Annotated in this window: 12 protein-coding genes; 8 read left to right on the top strand and 4 right to left on the bottom strand. The window is 72.0% G+C overall.

The window, feature by feature from the left end:
- The first annotated feature begins 155 nt into the window (after positions 1–155).
- On the top strand, positions 156–2315 hold the full coding sequence (gene cyc2 / locus ACWCQK_RS03845; protein WP_451151511.1) for a germacradienol/geosmin synthase Cyc2: 2160 nt from the start codon (positions 156–158) through the stop codon (positions 2313–2315).
- Positions 2316–2503: 188 nt separating this feature from the next.
- Here the strand turns inward: cyc2 and katG are convergent, their stop codons facing one another.
- Positions 2504–4732 (bottom strand): catalase/peroxidase HPI, encoded by a 2229-nt coding sequence (katG, locus tag ACWCQK_RS03840; RefSeq protein ID WP_451151509.1) that lies wholly within the window; start codon positions 4730–4732, stop codon positions 2504–2506.
- Between the two features lie 304 nt (positions 4733–5036).
- Between katG and ACWCQK_RS03835 the strand changes: the two genes are divergently transcribed.
- From ACWCQK_RS03835 to ACWCQK_RS03825, 3 genes are all read left to right on the top strand, one after another.
- Positions 5037–5447, top strand: coding sequence for a Fur family transcriptional regulator (locus ACWCQK_RS03835; RefSeq protein ID WP_451151507.1), 411 nt, complete (start codon positions 5037–5039; stop codon positions 5445–5447).
- Positions 5448–5923: 476 nt separating this feature from the next.
- Positions 5924–9448, top strand: a complete 3525-nt coding sequence (locus ACWCQK_RS03830; protein WP_451151505.1) for a phosphodiester glycosidase family protein — start codon at positions 5924–5926, stop codon at positions 9446–9448.
- Between the two features lie 188 nt (positions 9449–9636).
- The gene (locus ACWCQK_RS03825; RefSeq protein ID WP_451151503.1) at positions 9637–10236 is read left to right on the top strand and encodes a PDZ domain-containing protein; all 600 of its coding nucleotides are present in this window, start codon (positions 9637–9639) and stop codon (positions 10234–10236) included.
- On the opposite strand, the gene ACWCQK_RS03820 is transcribed toward ACWCQK_RS03825, so the two are convergent.
- Entirely contained in the window at positions 10229–10984 is a 756-nt protein-coding gene (locus ACWCQK_RS03820; RefSeq protein ID WP_451151501.1) for a phosphodiesterase, read from the bottom strand. The two genes, ACWCQK_RS03825 and ACWCQK_RS03820, sit on opposite strands and share 8 nt — an antisense overlap.
- A 302-nt stretch (positions 10985–11286) precedes the next feature.
- Between ACWCQK_RS03820 and ACWCQK_RS03815 the strand changes: the two genes are divergently transcribed.
- Both ACWCQK_RS03815 and ACWCQK_RS03810 read left to right on the top strand, forming a co-directional pair.
- Positions 11287–12414 carry an aminopeptidase P family protein gene (locus tag ACWCQK_RS03815; protein ID WP_451151499.1) on the top strand — a complete coding sequence of 376 codons (1128 nt, stop codon included), beginning with the start codon at positions 11287–11289 and terminating at the stop codon, positions 12412–12414.
- Between the two features lie 120 nt (positions 12415–12534).
- The gene (locus ACWCQK_RS03810; protein ID WP_451151497.1) at positions 12535–13575 is read left to right on the top strand and encodes an aminoglycoside phosphotransferase family protein; all 1041 of its coding nucleotides are present in this window, start codon (positions 12535–12537) and stop codon (positions 13573–13575) included.
- A 63-nt stretch (positions 13576–13638) separates the two neighbouring features.
- Here ACWCQK_RS03810 and treZ read toward each other — a convergent pair whose 3' ends face one another.
- Entirely contained in the window at positions 13639–15384 is a 1746-nt protein-coding gene (treZ, locus tag ACWCQK_RS03805; protein ID WP_451151495.1) for a malto-oligosyltrehalose trehalohydrolase, read from the bottom strand.
- Positions 15385–15557: 173 nt separating this feature from the next.
- On the opposite strand from treZ, the gene ACWCQK_RS03800 reads away from it, so the two are divergent.
- Together ACWCQK_RS03800 and ACWCQK_RS03795 are read left to right on the top strand one after the other, a co-directional pair.
- Complete coding sequence (locus ACWCQK_RS03800) at positions 15558–16109, top strand: FHA domain-containing protein (RefSeq protein ID WP_451151493.1); 552 nt, start codon at positions 15558–15560, stop codon at positions 16107–16109.
- 162 nt (positions 16110–16271) lie between these two features.
- Complete coding sequence (locus ACWCQK_RS03795; protein WP_451151491.1) at positions 16272–17594, top strand: M14 family zinc carboxypeptidase; 1323 nt, start codon at positions 16272–16274, stop codon at positions 17592–17594.
- Between the two features lie 49 nt (positions 17595–17643).
- Here ACWCQK_RS03795 and ACWCQK_RS03790 read toward each other — a convergent pair whose 3' ends face one another.
- Positions 17644–18894 (bottom strand): M14 family zinc carboxypeptidase, encoded by a 1251-nt coding sequence (locus ACWCQK_RS03790; protein ID WP_451151489.1) that lies wholly within the window; start codon positions 18892–18894, stop codon positions 17644–17646.
- Positions 18895–19218: the final 324 nt, after the last annotated feature.

Here is a 19218-nt window from a genome sequence, read left to right as displayed (position 1 = left end):
CGACCACGGTGGCCCGGGGCGGGGGGCTCGGCAAGAGCGCGTACGGCGAAGCGCACCGACGAGTGGAAGCCGGCGGTTCGGCCCTGATTCACGCGATGGTGTGATCATGTCCGGCCCGGCGGATGGGGGTCGCGGGGCACGGGTAGGGCCCGGCCATGACCCAGCCGTTCGAACTCCCGCACTTCTACATGCCGTACCCCGCGAGGCTGAACCCGCACCTGGACGAGGCCCGCGCCCACTCGACCACGTGGGCCCGCGAGATGGGCATGCTGGAGGGATCCGGGATCTGGGAGCAGGCCGACCTCGACGCGCACGACTACGGCCTGCTCTGCGCCTACACCCACCCCGACTGCGACGGCCCCGCGCTGTCGCTGATCACCGACTGGTACGTGTGGGTGTTCTTCTTCGACGACCACTTCCTCGACATGTTCAAGCGCACCCCGGACCGGGCCGCGGCCAAGGCGCATCTGGACCGGCTGCCGCTGTTCATGCCGCTGGACCTGTCGGCCGCCGTGCCGGAGCCGCGGAACCCGGTCGAGGCGGGGCTCGCCGACCTGTGGACGCGCACGGTGCCGTCGATGTCGGCCGACTGGCGGCGCCGCTTCGCCGTCGCCACCGAGCACCTGCTGAACGAGTCGATGTGGGAACTGTCCAACATCGGCGAGGGGCGGATCGCCAACCCGGTCGAGTACATCGAGATGCGCCGCAAGGTGGGCGGCGCGCCCTGGTCGGCGGGGCTCGTGGAGTACGCCACCGCCGAAGTACCCGCCTCCGTAGCCGGGTCGAGGCCGCTGCGGGTGCTGATGGAGACCTTCTCCGACGGCGTGCACCTGCGCAACGACCTGTTCTCCTACCAGCGCGAGGTCGAGGACGAGGGCGAGCTCAGCAACGGTGTGCTGGTCCTGGAGACCTTCTTCGGCTGCACCACCCAGGAGGCCGCCGACACCGTCAACGACATCCTCACCTCCCGCCTGCACCAGTTCGAGCACACCGCCCTCACCGAAGTGCCCGCCCTCGCCCTGGAGCGAGGCCTCACCGGGGGCGAGGTGGCGGCGGTGGCGGCGTACACGAAGGGACTTCAGGACTGGCAGTCCGGCGGCCACGAGTGGCACCTGCGCTCCAGCCGCTACATGAACAAGGGCGCGGTGTCCGAGGCGCCCTGGCGGAGTCCGGCCGGCCCCGGCACCTCCGCCTTCGACATCGGCGCGCTGCTCGCCTCCGCCGCCGCCGAACGCCTGCGGGCCCACTCCCATGTGCCGCACCAGAAGGTGGGCCCCTCACTGCTGCCCGACTTCCACATGCCGTTCGAGGTGGAGCTGAGCCCGCACCTGGACGGCGCCCGGCAGCGGCTGACCGGGTGGATGCACCGCGTGGGCATGCTGGAGGAGGGTGTCTGGGACGAGGACAAGCTCGCGGCGGCCGACCTCCCGCTGTGCGCCGCCGGTCTCGACCCGGACGCGACCGCCGACGCCCTCGACCTCAGCTCCCGGTGGCTCGCCTGGGGTACGTACGGCGACGACTACTACCCCCTCGTCTTCGGGCACCGCCGCGACCTGGCCGCCGCCCGGCTGACCACGCAGCGCCTGTCCGCCTGCATGCCCGTCGCGGGGGAGGCGGTCCCGGTCCCCGCCAACGGCATGGAGCGCGGGCTGCTCGAGCTGTGGGCGCACACCACGGCCGGCATGACCCCCGAGGCGCGGACCACCTTCAAGAACTCGGTGAACGTGATGACCGAGAGCTGGGTGTGGGAACTGTCCAACCAGCTCCAGAACCGCGTCCCCGACCCCGTCGACTACCTGGAGATGCGGCGCGCCACCTTCGGCTCGGACCTCACGCTGAGTCTGTGCCGGCTGGGCCACGGTCCCGCCGTCCCCCCGGAGCTGTACCGCAGCGGCCCGGTCCGCTCCCTGGAGAACGCCGCCGTCGACTACGCCTGCCTCGTCAACGACGTCTTCTCCTACCAGAAGGAGATCGAGTACGAGGGCGAGATCCACAACGCCGTCCTCGTCGTGCGGAACTTCTTCGGCTGCGACTACCCGAGCGCCGTGCGCGTGGTCGGTGACCTGCTGAACCGGCGCATGGAGCAGTTCGAACACGTCACCGCGCACGAACTGCCCGTCCTGTACGACGACTTCGGGCTGTCGCAGGAGGCGCGGCAGGTCATGCGGGACTACGTGGGCGACCTCCGGAACTGGATGGCGGGCATCCTGAACTGGCACCGGTCCGTCGACCGCTACAAGTCCGCGCATCTGGCGAGCCGGGCACACCGGTTCGTCCCGGACCGCGCGCCCGCTCCCACGCCGATCCTGCGCTGAGACCGCGCACCCGCCGCGCGCTCTCCCCGGTGGGCCCTGCGGCGGCCTTGGCGCCGGTCTTCGCGCCGCCCTTCGCACCGGCCTTCGGGAACGAGGAAGGCCGGGTGGGCCCGTGCGGGCCCACCCGGCCTTCGCGCGTCAGGCGAGGTGATCGGAGGAGACGATCAGGGGATCGCGCGATCGAGCGATCAGACGAGGTCGAACCGGTCGAGGTCCATGACCTTCGCCCAGGCCGCGACGAAGTCGTTCACGAACTTCTCCTTCGCGTCGTCGCTCGCGTAGACCTCCGCGAGCGCGCGCAGCTCGGAGTTGGACCCGAAGACCAGGTCGGCCCGGCTGCCGGTCCACTTGACCTGACCCGAGGCGTCGCGGCCCTCGAACGTGTGAGCGTCCTCGGACGTCGCCGTCCACGTCGTGTCCATGTCGAGCAGGTTGGCGAAGAAGTCGTTGGTCAGCGTGCCGGGCGTGGAGGTGAGAACGCCCTGCGAGGACTGCTGGTGGTTCGCGCCCAGGACCCGCAGGCCACCGACGAGGACGGTCATCTCGGGCGCGCTCAGGGTCAGCAGGTTCGCCCGGTCGACCAGCAGGTACTCGGCCGGCAGCCGGTTGCCCTTGCCGTAGTAGTTGCGGAACCCGTCGGCGGTCGGCTCCAGCGCGGCGAACGACTCCACGTCCGTCTGCTCCTGCGACGCGTCCGCGCGACCCGGCGTGAAGGGCACCTCGATGTCGAAGCCGCCGTCCTTGGCGGCCTTCTCGACGCCCACGGCACCGGCGAGCACGATCAGGTCGGCGAGGGAGATCTCCTTGCCGCCGGACAGGGAGGCGTTGAAGGACTCCTGGATGCCTTCCAGGGTGCGCAGCACGGTCGCCAGCTCGTCCGGCCCGTTGACCTCCCAGCCGCTCTGCGGCTGGAGCCGGACGCGTGCGCCGTTGGCGCCACCGCGCTTGTCGCTGCCCCGGAACGACGAGGCCGACGCCCACGCGGCGGAGACGAGCTGCGACACCGTCAGACCGGAGGCGAGGATCCGCTCCTTGAGGGCGTCGATGTCCTCGGCGCCGACCAGTTCGTGGGTGACCGCGGGGATCGGGTCCTGCCAGATCAGCACCTCGGACGGGACCTCGGGGCCGAGGTAGCGCACGAGCGGGCCCATGTCACGGTGGGTCAGCTTGAACCACGCGCGCGCGAAGGCGTCAGCGAACTCCTCGGGGTTGTCCTTGAAGCGGCGCGAGATCTGCTCGTAGGCCGGGTCGAGGCGGAGCGAGAGGTCGGTGGTCAGCATCGTCGGGGCCAGGCTCTTCGACGCGTCGTGGGCGTGCGGGATGGTGCCCGCGCCGGCCCCGTCCTTCGCCACCCACTGGTGGGCGCCGGCCGGGCTCGTCGTCAGCTCCCACTCGTAGCCGAAGAGGTTCTCGAAGAAGCCGTTGCCCCACTGGGTCGGCGTGGCGGTCCAGGTGACCTCGAGGCCGCTGGTGATCGCGTCGGCGCCCTTGCCGGTGCCGAAGGAGTTCTTCCAGCCGAGACCCTGCTGCTCGATGGAGGCGGCCTCGGGGTCGTCGCCGACGCTGTCCGCCGGGCCCGCGCCGTGGGTCTTGCCGAAGGTGTGACCGCCCGCGATCAGGGCGACGGTCTCCTCGTCGTTCATCGCCATCCGGTGGAACGTCTCACGGATGTCGCGGGCCGCGGCCAGCGGGTCCGGGTTGCCGTTGGGGCCCTCCGGGTTGACGTAGATGAGGCCCATCTGGACGGCGCCGAGCGGGTTCTCCAGCTGGCGGTCGCCGGTGTAGCGCTGGTCGTCGAGCCAGGTGGTCTCGGGGCCCCAGTACACGTCCTCGTCGGGCTCCCACACGTCGGCGCGGCCGCCGGCGAAGCCGAACGTCTTGAAGCCCATCGTCTCCAGGGCGACGTTGCCGGTCAGGATCATGAGGTCGGCCCACGAGATGTTCTGGCCGTACTTCTTCTTGACCGGCCACAGCAGACGGCGGGCCTTGTCGAGGTTGCCGTTGTCCGGCCAGCTGTTCAGCGGGGCGAAGCGCTGCTGTCCGGCGCCGGCGCCGCCGCGGCCGTCGCTGATCCGGTAGGTGCCCGCGCTGTGCCAGGCCATCCGGATCATGAGCGGGCCGTAGTTGCCGAAGTCGGCCGGCCACCAGTCCTGCGAGGTCGTCAGCACCTCGGCGATGTCCCGCTTCACGGCCGCCAGGTCGAGGTTGCCGAACGCCTCGGCGTAGTCGAAGTCCTCACCCAGCGGGTTCGCCACCGCGGGGTTCTTGGCCAGGATCTTCAGGTTGAGGCGATGCGGCCACCACTGGCGGTTGTCGCCACCCTGCGTCGGGTGCGCGGCGCGTCCGTGCGCGACCGGGCAACCACCCGCGCCCTCCGATTTCGCGTCGGTGACGATTGCGTCGTGGTTCTCGGACATGGGAATCCTTCTTCCGGACGGGGCGGATCACGGTGCTCGGGTGCCGCTGCGTGTGGTGGAACAGCGTGGGGGGCAGGACCCGATGGGACGGAGAGGCGCGGGTAAGGCCGTGGCGGGCAGCCCCACACTCACCACCTCGTCTCCCGTCGTACCGGAGTCTCCCTGTCCCTTGGCTGGCGCCGGATCCGATCCTACGATGGACAGAGTCTTAGTCAAGAAGCATGCCAAACCCATATCCGATAGGAACCCGGATGCCCACTGGTAAAATCCGGTGACCCACCGAACCTGAAAAGGTGAAACCGATATGAGTGACCTGCTGGAGCGACTGCGAGGACGTGGCTGGCGGATGACCTCCCAGCGGCGTGTCGTTGCGGAGGTCCTCGACGGCGACCACGTGCACCTCACGGCCGACGAGGTGCACGCCCGCGCGGCCCGGCGGCTGCCCGAGATCTCCCGGGCGACCGTCTACAACACCCTGGGCGAGATGGTGTTGCTCGGTGAGGTCATAGAGGTCGCCACCGACGGCCGCGCCAAGCGCTACGACCCCAACGCCCACCACCCCCACCAGCACCTCGTCTGCTCCAGCTGCGGCACCATCCGGGACGTCCACCCGACGGGCGACCTGCTGGCCGACCTCCCCGCGATGGAGCGGTTCGGCTTCGTGGTGTCCGAGGTCGAGGTCACCTACCGGGGGCTGTGCCCTTCCTGCGCCTAGGGTTCGTCGCGAAAGCGTGGGTCACGGCCGCTCGTTGACGCGGCGACCGGCACGGCCGCCTCGTGGCCGACGGCGAGTGCGTCGGATCTCGTGGCGGTGGCCCGGTATCGCTTCTCGCGGCGCTGGCCCGGTGTCGCTCGGGGCGGTTGATGCCGTATCTCCCTTTCGCCGCCCCGGCGGTGTGCCCGTGACCCCTGCCGGCGCCGCCGTGTCCACGCCTGCGGTCGGACCGGCTCGGGGGCCTGCGGCGGCGATCGTTTCAAGCCGTGCCCACTGGCCGTTCGTCAGATCCCCATGCCCCACGGAGCATGACCGTCAGCGAGCCCGGAAGGGTGGCTGACCACGAACGTGGTTCGACGTTCATCCAAATGATGATCTTTCCTCAATCCGATGAACCGTCGCATTCAGTGGCTGAACGTTCACTGTCGACCATGTTCACTTTGATAAGACATCGTGACGTCTCACCGGGTCATTCGGTGAGACGTCGCGGGACGTTGGCGACCGGCGTCGCCGCACTCGCACTCGTTCTGACAGGTACGTCCACGCCGGCCGTCTCCGCCTCCGCCGACAGCGCCTCGTGGCTCCCCCAGCAGCTCGACTCCTGGTCGACGATCACTCAGCACACGATGACCAAGCCGGTGTCGGTGACGAAGGGGGTCACCTACTCGGGCGGCGCGGTCGACGCGATCGACGGCCGGGTGCCGGTCAACCTCGTGTCCGCGGACACCCGGGACGCGAACGTGCGGCTCGGCGTGGTGGTCTCGCACGACGCCGTGGTCGACCCGCTCGACGAGACGACCACGTCGATGGCGGTGCGTACCGGAGCGGTGGCCGGGATCAACGGCGGCTACTTCCAGATCAACGCCTCCGGTCAGGCGAACGACGGCGAGATCGTCGGCGGTGAGATCTGGAAGAGCCCGACGTCGAACCACGAGGGCACGATCTCGGTGCTGCGCGACGGTTCCGTCGCGTACGGGAACCAGGTCTTCAGCGGTTCTGTCGCCGTCGACGGCGGCGCGAGCCGTCCGCTCAGCTCGGTGAACCGGCTGACCGACGCGTCCGGTGACGGCATCACGCAGATCACGCCGCGGCTGGGCGACGTCGCGAAGACCTGGTTCGGCGGCGGCAAGGTCGTCGCGCTGGGCACCTCCGACGACCAGGGCGCGACGATCCGGATCACGAGCGTGACCACCGGTGACTCGGTCTCGGGCCGGCAGTACGGCCTGGTCGGCGGGGACGCGGCCAGCGCGAGCGGCCAGTGGATCCAGCAGAACGTCAAGGTCGGCTCGGTCGTGACCACGACGCACCGGATCAGCCCGAACAACGACATCCAGGAAATGATCCAGGGCCCGGGCCGCATCCTCAAGGACGGCGCGGTCTTCCAGGACCCGGTCAACCAGATGCCCAGCGGCCTGCACCCGGAATCGGTGATCGGCAGCACCGCCGACGGCCACCTGGTCATGGCGACGTTCGACGGCCAGAAGGCGGCCGGCGTCGCGCTCGGCGTGGGCTGGCAGCAGGTGGCCTCCTACATGCGGTCGGTCGGCGTACGGGACGCGGTCCTGCTCGACGGCGGCGGGTCGACCGCCATGGCGGTGCGCCGCCCGGGCGACACGCAGGCCACGCTGGCCAACACGCCCTCCGACCTCTCGGAGCGGCCGGTCGCCAACGGCCTGTTCGTGTACTCCACCTCGACCACGGCCGGACCGGCGAGGAAGGCGTTCGTCAACGACGGTGCCGCGCTGTCGACGGCCGAGGGCGTCGTCTCGAAGGTCAAGGCGTTCGCGACGGACCGCGCCGGGAACCCCACCAGCGACCCGGTCTTCGTCACGGCCGAGCCCAGCAGCCTGGGCACCTGGGCGAACGGCGTCTTCAAGGCCGGCTCGGCCGGTTCCGGCAAGTTGACCGTGCGCGCGGGTCGCAAGACCGCCCACGTGAAGCTGACCGTGTCGGCGGCGTTCGACCGGCTGAGCGTCTCCCCCGCACAGCAGGGCCTGGCCAACAACGCCTCGCAGAAGTTCACGGCGCAGGGCACGAACGGCAAGTCCCCGGCGGTCACCGTCGCACCGGAGTCGGTGACCTGGACGCTCGACCGTAGCGACCTGGGCAGGATCGACGCGGCCACCGGAGTGTTCACCGCGGCCGCCACGGGCAGTGGCGAGGTCCGCCTCACCGCCGCCGCCGGCGGCCGCACGGCGACCGCGGTGCTGAGCATCGGCTCGGTCATCAAGCCGCTGCTCACCGCCGACAACGCCGCGGAGTGGCAGATGCGCGCGGACGGTGGCGCCGTCACGGTGCCCGCCGACCGCTTCGCCGAGACCACCGACGTGCCGCCGGGTTCCGGCCAGGCGCGGGCGCTGCAGGTGGCGTACTCGTTCCCGAACGACACCAAGCAGCACCGGGTGCGGGTCGTCCCGAACAACGGCGCCGGTGTCAAGGCCGACAAGAACGAGCTCGGCCAGGTGCCGCAGAGCCTGCGCTTCCAGTTCAAGGTCGAGAGCGCCGCCCCGCAGAAGTCGTGGATGGTCCTCAACGTCTCAGACCCCGAGGGGCACCTGATGGGGCTCTGGCTCGAGCTGGCCCCGACCGACTACAACCGGTGGAACGAGCGCAGCGCGAAGCTGGTCTGGGGTGTCTTCACGTCCTACCCGCTGACCATCCAGGACATCAGCCTCGTGGGCCAGAACGCGACCGGCGCCAACGTCGGCAAGTTCACCTTCGCGGGGATGAAGCTCCAGTACTCGGTCGGCACGCCCGCGCAGGAGACGCCCTACCAGGCGATCAACCCGAACAACCCGTCCTGGCTGCAGTACACCCAGGACCCGGCCGACTTCCGGCCCGGCGGCCAGACGTTCATCATCGGCGACGACGGCCACCTGGTGGCGGCCAACCCCGACTCGACGAGCGTCAAGAACATCGCCGGCATGGTCAACCGCACGACCGGCAAGCCGTTCCAGACCGCGTCCGGTCAGACCGTCGAACCGCTGCCGGTGCAGGCCCGTCCGGACGTCGCGCTGAGCCTCGGTGACATCGCCGACACCGGCACCAAGGACGACCTCTCCTACGCGAAGGCCCAGTGGGAGCGGTTCGGCCTGCCGTTGTACGACGTGGTCGGCAACCACGAGGTGAGCCAGGGCACCATCCCGCAGAACACCAACTTCTACGACGTCTTCCAGCAGAACACGCACTTCTCGTTCAAGCAGGGCCAGGCGACGTTCATCGGCCTCGACAACTCCAGCGGCTCGATCGCGGTCTCCGACAAGTTCCAGCAGCCCGCGGAGCCGCAGTACCCGTGGCTGGCGCAGCAGCTGGACAAGGCGACCACCCCCGTGGTGTTCGTCGGTGTGCACATGCCCGCCTACGACCACGCGCCGAACAAGTCGAACCAGTTCTCGAACCGCTGGGAGGCGCAGCAGTACCTCCAGCTGATCCAGGACTACCGGCTGTCGCACCCGAACCAGCGCGTGGTGCTGATGTACGGCCACTCGCGCGGCTTCGCCAACCAGCTCATCGACCCGCTGGGCAACGAGGCGGACGCGAAGCTGGGCATCCCGCAGTTCACGATCGCCGACATCGGCACGCGGCCGTACGTGGCCGCCGACAGGGGCGGTCTCTTCCACTTCGCGCTGTTCCACGTCAACCGGGACGGAACGGTCCAGTACTCGGTCCAGGCCATGCTCAAGTCGATGACCATCGACCAGGGCACCGCCGGCTCCGACGCGGCCGCTCCGCGCACCGACACCATGGTGGCCGGTCAGGCGAAGCAGTTCACGGCCACCGCCGTGAACGCCAACGGCAACGACATCAACGAGCCGCCGACGATGCCGGTGGCCGACCCGATGTCCCACGTCTGGGCGAGCTCCAACAAGAAGGTCGCCAAGATCGACCCGGTGACCGGGGCGCTGACGGCGCTCAAGCCCGGCACCACGACGATCTCGGTGACCACGGGCGGCATCACCAGCAAGGTCAACCTGCTGGTTTCGAAGGCGGACAAGGACTGACGGTCCGAACCGCGTTCTGAACAGGGGCGGTCGGCACTCCTCACGGAGCTGCCGGCCGCCCCGCCGCGTATCGCCGCCATGTTTTCCCGATCGAGGAAGCGGATGCCTCCCGTTCCCCGCGCAGTCTCACTCGTTCGTGTCTCGTGCCGTGCCGGTGCTCCGGGTAGAGCATCAGCCGGAGGCGATCCATGGAACAGACTGCGTTGCGTCCCAAGCCGATGCCCGGCCAGGAGCCGCCGGGCGCCGCGAGGTCGGGCGGCCGGTCCCGGCGTCCGCATGCCGCGCGACGCCGTGGCCGACGGCTCGCGACCCTGTTGTCCGGCCTGCTCGTCGGGACCGTGCTGGTGCTGTCCGGGGTGGGGCTCGGCACCGTGGGGGCCACGGTGATCGGCATGAGAGAGCTCGCGGAACTCCAGCGGCAGGCGGCACAACGGCACGGTCCGGGAGCGCCCGGTATCGGGTCCGCCCCGGGCCGCCCGGGAGCCGTCCCGTCCCCGGCGCCGTCCCCTTCGCCGTACGGGCCCGGCGCGACCCTCGGTGTGGAGGTGGTGGACGCCGAGAAGGCCGGCGCGCTGGTCGTCGGTGTCCATGTCCCCGGGCCGGGCTACACGGCGGGGCTGGTCCGCGGCGATGTCCTCCTCGCCTTCGGCCGGACCCGGGTCGACTCGGCCGCCGACCTCGCGCGCGCCGTCGCCCTGGCCCGACCCGGCGCGGAGATCACACTGACGCTCCGCCACCGCGGCGGTGGCTACCAGCAGTTGACGGCCGTCCCGGGGATCGTCACGTGACCGTCCGGAAGTGGCTGGTGAGCCGTCCCTCGTCGTCCAGCACGTGAAAGGCCAGCCCGACCGGCGCGTCCCGGTCCGCGACCTGCTCGCCCTCCCAGGGCAGCCGCAGCGTCCAGGTCACCCCGGGGCCGACGACCAGCGGCCGGCCGGCGAAGGAGGTGGCGGCCCCGGTGTGCGCGTGCCCGGTGACGAAGCCGGCGATCTCGGGCCTGCGCCCCACCAGCGCCGCCAGCGCCGCGGGGTCGTCCAGCCGGTAGGAGTCGGGCAGCGGGTGGTGCAGCGCCACCGGCGGATGGTGGAAGGCGAGCAGGACCGGCAGGTCGCCGCCGAGGTCGTCGAGCGTCGCCTCGATCCAGGCGTACGTCTCCTCGTCCAGGGCTCCCTCGTCGCTCCCCGGGACACTGGAGTCGCACATCAGTACGGCGCCGCCGTCGAAGACGTGCGCGCTGTTGACCGGCCCGTCGGCCGGGGGCAGTCCCAGCAGCGCCTTGCGGTACGGGGCGCGGCTGTCGTGGTTTCCCGGACAGGTCAGGACCGGGAACGGCGCGTCGGCGGTCCGCGGCCCGAGCAGTCCGGCCGCCTCCTCGTACTCCGCCTCCGTGCCGTGGTCCGCGATGTCCCCGGTGACCAGCAGTGCGTCCACCCGGCCCGGCAGGCTCCACAGCCGGTCGCGCACCCGCCGGGCCCGCTCCGTCGCGCGAGCGCTGCCGTCCAGATGCAGATCGCTGATGTGTGCGAGTACCAGCACGGTCGTCACCCTCCCCTGTCCAGTAATGGATAGAGGGAATTTAACCATTAGATCTGACGGCTGATCAATCCTCGTACGCCCATGGCCGCGGGGCGGTGAAGGCCGACACCCCCGTGAGTCCCGTTCCTTTCCCGGCGGCTGCCGCGGGGCAACGACGGCCGACACCCCCGTCAGTCCCGCTCCGTTCCCGGCCGCGGTCGGCGCGATGTGCCCGTCCGGCTCCGCAGACCGGCTCGCGCGGGCCCCTCCGGCCGGGCAGGATGCTGCCCGTAGTTCCTCTTCGCCCGCCCAGGGAGGCCCGGATGTCCGGCAGTACGGCCGCGCTCTTCACCGCCGACGACTACAGGACCCGGATGGACCGTGCCGCGCGCGCCGCCGCCGACCGCGGACTGGCCGGGCTTCTGGTGGCCCCGGGTCCGGACCTCGTCTGGCTCACCGGCTACGCGCCGCCCGCCGCCACCGAACGGCTCACGCTGCTGGTCCTCGCCGCCGGCCAGGACCCGGTCCTCGTCGTCCCGACGCTGGAGGCCCCCGACGCGGCCAAGGCCGTAGGCGCCCCCGTCCTGACCCTGCGCGACTGGACCGACGGCAAGGACCCCTACGCCGTCACCGCCGCCCTGCTCGACGCCTCCGGCCGGTTCGGGGTCAGCGACAACGCCTGGGCGATGCACCTGCTCGCCCTCCAGCGAGCGCTGCCCGGCACCTCCTACGCCTCCCTCACCGACGCCCTGCCGATGCTGCGCGCCGTCAAGGACGCGGCGGAGCTGGAACTGCTGGCGGCCGCGGGCGCCGCCGCGGACCAGGCCTTCGAGGAGATCCGCGACGTCCGCTTCGCCGGCCGCCGGGAGTCCGACGTCGCCGCCGACCTGGCCGGCCTGCTGCGGCGCTTCGGACACTCCCAGGTGGACTTCACCATCGTCGCCTCCGGCCCGAACGGCGCCAACCCGCACCACGAGGTGGGTGACCGTGTCATCGGTAGCGGCGACATGGTGGTGCTCGACTTCGGCGGCCTCAAGGACGGTTACGGCTCCGACACCAGCCGCACGGTCCACGTGGGCGAGCCGACGGACGAGGAACGGACGGTCCACGACCTCGTGCGCGCGGCCCAGGAGGCGGGCTTTTCGGCCGTGCGGCCCGGCGTCGCCTGCCAGGAGGTCGACCGGGCCGCCCGCAAGGTCATCGAGGACGCCGGGTACGGCCCGTACTTCATCCACCGCACCGGCCACGGCATCGGCGTCACCACCCACGAGCCGCCGTACATGATCGAGGGCGAGGAGCAGCCCCTCGTCCCCGGCATGTGCTTCTCCGTCGAACCCGGGGTCTATCTGCCCGGCCGCTTCGGGGTGCGCATCGAGGACATCGTGGCCGTGACCGAGGACGGCGGCCGCCGCCTCAACGACACGACCCGCGAGATGGTCATAGTGGACTGACGACGCGATCCCGAAAGGTCCCGAGGATCCCCACGATCGCCGATCTCCAGGATCCCCACGATCTCCACGACGTCCACGAGCCCCCACTCCGAGACGACACCCCGAGCGACGGCGCGGCCCATGACCCAGGCACCGACACCCACCGCGGACACCGTCCGCCGACTGATCCGCTCCCTGACCAAGGAGGGCGACCGGGACCTCTCCGGCACGGCAGGCAGGACGGCGGGCGGAAAGGACAGGGCGGACAAGGCGGGTGACGGCGGCGGGGCGGGCCCGGACGACGCCGTCGCCGGACCCGACGTGCGCCCCGTCACCGAGGGCGGCGCGCACACCACGTGGTGGGTCGGCGCTCACCACGTGCTGCGGCTCGCCACCGACCGCGAGGCGACCACCCGCCGACGCCGTGAACTGCGGCTGCGCGAACTGGTCCGGCCCCATGTCCCCGTCGCCGTCCCGACGAGCGTGGCACGCGGCGACTGGGCGCCCGGACTCGCCTACACGCTCGACACCAAGCTGCCCGGCGGCTCGGCGGAGGAACACGACGTGTCCGCCGTGGGGGAGGCCGACCTGGCCGGACTGCTCACCGGGCTGCGCGAGGTGCCCGCCCGGCAGGCCGAGACGCTCGGTGTGCCGCGTACCGCCCCGCGTTCCCTGGAGGCGCTGCGCCGGATGGCCGTCCCGGCCGCGGAACTCCTGGGCGCGGCCGACGAGTTCGATCCCACCCCGCTGCACCGGTTCACCCCGTCCGGCGCGGCCCGGCTCGTCGCCCAGCCCGGTGTGGCCGTCCTCGTCCACCACGGCCTCAGGGGCGAGCACCTCGTGGTCGGCGCGGACGGCCGGGTGCGCGGCGTCCTGGACTGGACCGACGCGATCGTCGGCGACCCCGCGGAGGACATCGCCGGGCTCGCGCTCGCCGTCGGGGCCCCCGCCGCCGTACGCGCCGCCACCCTCGCCGGCTACGGCGCCCGGCCGTGTCTGCGCGGCCTGTGGCTCGCCCGTTGTGACACGGTCATCCGGCTCGCCGAGCGCCTGGAGGGCCGCGACGACAGCCCGCTGCCGCTGCTGCGGACCCGGCTGCACCGCGCCTGGGAGGCGATCCTGCTGGAACGGGTGACGGAGAGCCGGGAGGAGGACCCGGACGACGAGGGGGACGACCTGTAGCCGACGGCCCCGGTCGACGGCCTTCCCGCCGCAGGGTCCGCCCCCGTCGTGCCGAGCCCGCCCTCAGCTCTGTTCCAGCACCACGCACGACTCCCCGGGCACCAGCAGCACCCCGTCCGCGCCCGGCTTCTCGACCGGTTCCCAGGCGGCGAGCACCCGGGACGGACGGGTGCCCAGGGGGATCGCCGCGGGCTCCTTGCCGAGGTTCACCGCCACCCGTACGTCACCACGGCGGAAGGCCAGCCAGCGGCTCCCCTCGTCGTACGCCACCTTCGTGTCGGCGAGATCGGGATCGGTGAGGTCGGGCTGGGCGTGCCGCAGCGCGAGGAGGCGGCGGTACCAGTCCAGTACGCGCGCGTGCGGCTCGCGCTCCGGCTCGGACCAGTCCAGACAGGAGCGGTCGCGGGTCGCCGGGTCCTGCGGATCCGGTACGTCCTCCTCGGCCCAGCCGTGCGCGGTGAACTCCCGGCGCCTGCCCCGGCGTACGGCGTCCGCGAGCTCCGGATCGGTGTGGTCGGTGAAGAACTGCCAGGGCGTGCCCGCGGCCCACTCCTCGCCCATGAACAGCATCGGCGTGAACGGAGCCGTCAGCGTCAGCGTGGCCGCGCAGGCCAGCAGCCCGGGGGAGAGGGTGGCGGCGAGCCGGTCGCCCTGGGCGCGGTTGCCGACCTGGTCGTGGGTCTGGCTGTAGCCGACGAGCCGGTGTCCGGCCACCCGGCTGCGGTCCAGGACGCGGCCGTGACGCCGGCCCCGGAAACTCGAGTACGTACCGTCGTGGAAGTAGCCGCCCATGAGGGTCTTGGCGAGCGCCGCGAGGGGGGCGCGCGCGAAGTCCGCGTAGTAGCCCTGGGACTCACCGGTCAGCGCGGTGTGCAGCGCGTGGTGGAAGTCGTCGCTCCACTGGGCGTGCAGGCCGAGACCGTTCTCCGCGCGCGCGGAGATCAGCCGCGGGTCGTTGAGGTCCGACTCGGCGATCAGGAACAGCGGGCGGCCCGTCTCGGCGGCGAGGGTGTCCACGGCCCGCGACAGCTCCTCCAGGAAGTGGCACGCGCGCGTGTCCGCCAGCGCGTGCACCGCGTCGAGGCGCAGCCCGTCGATCCGGTAGTCCCGCAGCCACGCCAGCGCGCTGCCCAGCAGGAACGCGCGCACCTCGTCCGAGCCGGGCGCGTCGAGGTTGACCGCGACACCCCAGGGGGTGTGGTGCGTGTCGGTGAAGTACGGGCCGAACGCGGGCAGATGATTGCCGGAGGGGCCCAGGTGGTTGTGCACCACGTCGAGCACCACACCGAGGCCCAGCTCATGCGCCCGGTCCACGAAGCGCCGCAGCGCCGCGGGGCCGCCGTACGGCTCGTGCACCGCCCACAGCGAGACCCCCTCGTACCCCCAGCCGTGTCGGCCCGGGAAGGGACACAGGGGCATCAACTCGACGTGGGTGATGCCCAGTTCCACCAGATGGCCGAGTCGCTCGGCGGCCGCGTCGAGGGTGCCCTCGGGCGTGTACGTGCCCACGTGCAGCTCGTACAGCACCGCTCCGGGCAACGGCCGGCCCGCCCACTCGGCGCGCCAGACGTGACGCCCGTGATCGACGACCGCGCTCGGGCCGTCCGGTCCGTCCGGCTGCCGCCGCGAGCGCGGATCGGGCAGCACGGGGCCGTCGTCCACCGCGAACCCGTACCGCGTGCCGTCCTCCGCCTCCGCCACACCGCTCCACCAGCCGACCCGCGTCGGATCGCGCTCCAACGCGCGCGTGACGCCCTCGCAATGGAGCGTGATCCGGTCGGCCTGCGGTGCCCACACCTCGAACTGCACGGACGGTTCCCCTTCGTCTGCTGACCGTGATGTAGCCCGACCATGGTCCTGCAAACGCGATCAATCCGCCCGTGAAAGCGTCCTTTTGCGGCGGGTGTCGTAAGGTACGCGCGCGTGAAGACCGTTTCCGTGTCTTCTGGACACCCGGGGTTCACTGACCGACAATCACGAGCGTGACGTCGTCTTTCGAGTTCCACACGTACCCCGCGCGGTTGTCCGACGCGGAGCGCGACCGGGCGCTGAAGGTGCTGCACGACGGCGTCGCCATGGGCCGTCTGTCCCACGACACGTTCATCCGGCGCATGGAACTGGCGCTGGCCGCCCGCCGGTCCGACGAACTCGCCGTGCTCACCGCCGACCTCGCCACCGAGAGCCGCTTCGCGCGCGTGGTGTTCGGCACCGTCGAGGCGGTCTCGGGTTTCTCCGTACGGCTGCGCCGGGCCTGGCTGGCCGAGAAGCTGCCCAAGCTGCTGCTGCCGCACCCGGGCGCCGGTCACGCGCTGCGGATAGGCCGGGACCCGGCCAGCGGACTGCGGCTCACCCACGAGACCGTCTCGCGTGTGCACGCCGAACTCAGCCGCCAGGGCGGCCTGTGGGTCCTGCGCGACCTCGGCTCGACCAACGGCACGACGGTGAACGGGCGCCGGGTGATCGGCGCGGCCGTGGTCCGCGAGGGCGACCAGATCGGCTTCGGGAGCATCGCGTTCCGCCTCGCCGCGGACTGAACGGCTCCGCGTCGGCCCGCGCGCGGCCGCATTCCCTCGCGTACCGCGGTGTTGACGTACTCGGCGAGCCATGACTGACTGTGCGTACACCATGCACATCAGGTGAACCGACGGCACCACTCGTGGAGGTGTGCCCTGCCGCCACTCCTCCGCTATCCGACCGTGGACGAACTGGGCACCCGGGCGGCGGCACTGGTCGCCGCGCGCCCCCAGGACGCCCGGCTGCGCCGGATCGGGACCTCACGCGCGGGAACACCGCTGTGGCTGCTGTCCGTCGGACACGGCACCCGGCAGGCCCTGGTGGTCGCCGGCCCGCACGCGAACGAACCCGTGGGCGGCGCCACCGCCCTGCGGCTGGCCGAACGCGTCCTGGCCGACCCCCGGCTCGCCGACGGTGCCGACGCGACCTGGAACCTGCTGCTGTGCCTCGACCCGGACGGCCTGCGCCGCAACGAGGGCTGGCTGCCCGGCCCGTACACCCTCGAGAACTACTTCCGGAACTTCTTCCGTCCCGGTTTCCTCGAACAGCCCGAGTGGCTGCCCGACGGCGCGGACGCCGTCACTCTCCCGGAGACGCGGGCCCTGCTCGACCTCCAGGACGAACTGAAACCTTTCTTCCAGTGCTCCCTGCACGGCGTCGACGTCGGCGGCGGCTTCGTCGAGCTGACCCGTGACCTGCCGGGGCTCGCCGGGCGCGTCGCCCACACCGCGGCCCGGCTCGGCATCCCGCGCGAACTCGGGCCCTACGACACCCTGTACTGGCCCAGCCTGGGTCCCGCCGTCTACCGGATCCCGCCCCCGCGCCGGGGCGACCTCGCCGCGGCCATCACCGAGGCCGCCGTCGAGTCCACCTGGTTCCATCCGCACCGGCACGGCACGGTCACCGCGGTCGTCGAGGCCCCCATGTGGGGGGTGGCGGCCGTGGAGGACGGTTCCCCGCCCGCCGACCCGGACGAGGCGCTGCGCACGGTGAGCCGCGTCCTGCGGCACGACACCGGGCTCCTGGAGCGGCTCCTCGGCCGGATCCGGCCGCACCTCGACGACGCGCCGGACGTGGCGCGCCTGCTCGCGCCGGTTGACGACTATTTACTGGTCTGCCCCGGCCTGGCCGACGCGTGGGATCCCGACACCGGTGATTCCGGTCGTCCGCTGCCGCCCCTGCACTGTGCCCACCTCGCCGCCCTGCGCATCGCCGGACGGCGCCTCGCGCTGCGCACGGCGGGACTGCTGCACCAGCTCGTGCGCCACGCCGGCCGCGATCCGGCCGACGCGCTGCCGGACCTGGACCGGCTCATCGACGAGTGGTGCGCCGACTACCGCGACGGCTGCGGGGCGCGCTGGATCCCGGTCGGGCGCCAGGTGGAGTACCAGTCCCGGGTGGTGCTCGCCGCGTTCGAACTGGCCACGGGCCACCCGCACGAGGACGCACCGCCGGGCGACCGGGGTCTGCGCACGGAGACAGCCGTGCCGATGCCGCTCGAATGACCCTCGCGCCGTACCTGGTCGTGGGCGTGTCCGGTGTGACGGTCGCGCCTCACGCGGCCTGGTCGCGTGCGTGGAGGGCGGCCGCGACGGCGGTACGGGACTGGTGTTCGACCTGGTGTTCCAGGGGGACCCAGCGGGCGCGGAAGCGGGCGGCGAAGGCATTGCTCCAGGTCGCCACCAGCCGTTCCAGCCGCGGTGCCGCGCGGTCGCCGCTCTCCTGGAGGACCCGCAGCAGCATCGCCGCCGCCCGCAGCGGCAGCCGCCGGGCGAACGCGTCGACGCTGCCGACGTACGCCATCGTGGTGTCGGCCGGGGGCGTGCGGATCCAGTCGTCGGCCAGCCCCGGCACCAGCTCCAGCACCCAGCCGGCGGCCCGCAGCAGGGGCCCGTCGACGCCCTCCAGGCGTGGCAGGGCGTCGGTGAGGATCCGCTCCACCTCCAGGGTGTCGCGGCGCAGCCGTTGCGCGAGGCGTCCTATCGCGGCGGCGGGAGCCGGGTGTGGCGCGCGGTCGTCCACCAGGTCGCTGGCCCACATCGGTACCTCGACGACCGCGGTCAGCCCGCCGTACCGGTGGGCGTGGTACCAGGTGCTGTGCCGTGCGTCGTCCGGCATGCTCGGGTACGCGGCGTCCGCGCCGGGCGCGGGCATCACATGCACCCCGGGGCCGCTCGCGGGCCAGCCCGCGGCGTCGGAGGCGCCCGTCTCCACCGGGATGTGCAGCTCCGCCGCGGACTTGGCGAACGGCTCCGCCAGACCGGGGATGTCCTTCGTCAGCTGTACCCAGCTGCCACCCAGGTCGGTGCCGTGCAGGGTGACCTGGAGATAGGGGCGCAGCTCGTCGATGACGCCGGTCAGGGCACGGGTCTCGGGCGGCAGCCGGTCCGGCGGCAGCACGGACGGCGACCACTCCGGCTGCTCCGGGCCCGCGGGACGGAAGAATCCGAGGTGGTAGTCGAACAGGCTGCGCGGAGCCGGGGTCACATGCAGGCTGGCTCCGTCCGGGTCCGCGCACAGCAGGAAGTGCCAGGAGGTGTCGGCCCGCAACTCCCGCTCCTCCATGATCCGTTCGGCGAGGGAGAGGAGAGTCGAGCCGCCGGCCGGTTCGTTCGCGTGGGCGCCGGCGACGACGAGGACGGCGCGGCGCGCGTGCCCCACGGACAGCAGGCGCAACGGCCGGCCCGCCCGTGAGAGGCCCACCTGCCGCAGCTTGCACAGGCCGGGTCGCCGAGCGGCCAACGCCCTTGCGTACATGACCATTTCGGGAACGCTGGGGTAACGCTGCTCCGGCAGGAGACTCACCCCCGTTTGGTCCGCCCTGCTTCGCAACCGCAGTACCCCATGGACTCTGTGAACTGTCAAGGACATCTGGGGAGAGGCTCCAGGGGGCGCCCAGGGGCGTTCACCGCCGGCAGGCAGGGGGCCGGGCGCCGGCAGGGGGGCCGGGGCCGTCCGGGCCCGGCACGGTATCCGCCGCTCAGCGCGGTGCGACGGCGCCCGGCGCGCACCCCGCGCCGCGGCTCGTTCCCGTGCGCCGGCCCGGTGAACAGCGCCCCGGGAGCGCACGCGGGCGCGCGCGGGGCACGGTGGCTCCTGGGCACGGGGGCGACTGCTGGGCGCACGGCG

The sequence above is a fragment of the Streptomyces sp. NPDC002306 genome (genome assembly GCF_053593435.1).
Note: the sequence above shows the minus strand (reverse complement) of the source record. Positions and strands in the feature narration are given on the sequence as shown.

Excerpts from the sequence above, each read along its gene's own strand:
- cyc2 (WP_451151511.1), top strand. The coding sequence starts at position 156 with ATGACCCAGCCGTTCGAACTCCCGCACTTCTACATGCCGTACCCCGCG.
- katG (WP_451151509.1), bottom strand. The coding sequence starts at position 4,732 with ATGTCCGAGAACCACGACGCAATCGTCACCGACGCGAAATCGGAGGGC.
- ACWCQK_RS03835 (WP_451151507.1), top strand. The coding sequence starts at position 5,037 with ATGAGTGACCTGCTGGAGCGACTGCGAGGACGTGGCTGGCGGATGACC.
- ACWCQK_RS03825 (WP_451151503.1), top strand. The coding sequence starts at position 9,637 with ATGGAACAGACTGCGTTGCGTCCCAAGCCGATGCCCGGCCAGGAGCCG.
- ACWCQK_RS03815 (WP_451151499.1), top strand. The coding sequence starts at position 11,287 with ATGTCCGGCAGTACGGCCGCGCTCTTCACCGCCGACGACTACAGGACC.
- ACWCQK_RS03810 (WP_451151497.1), top strand. The coding sequence starts at position 12,535 with ATGACCCAGGCACCGACACCCACCGCGGACACCGTCCGCCGACTGATC.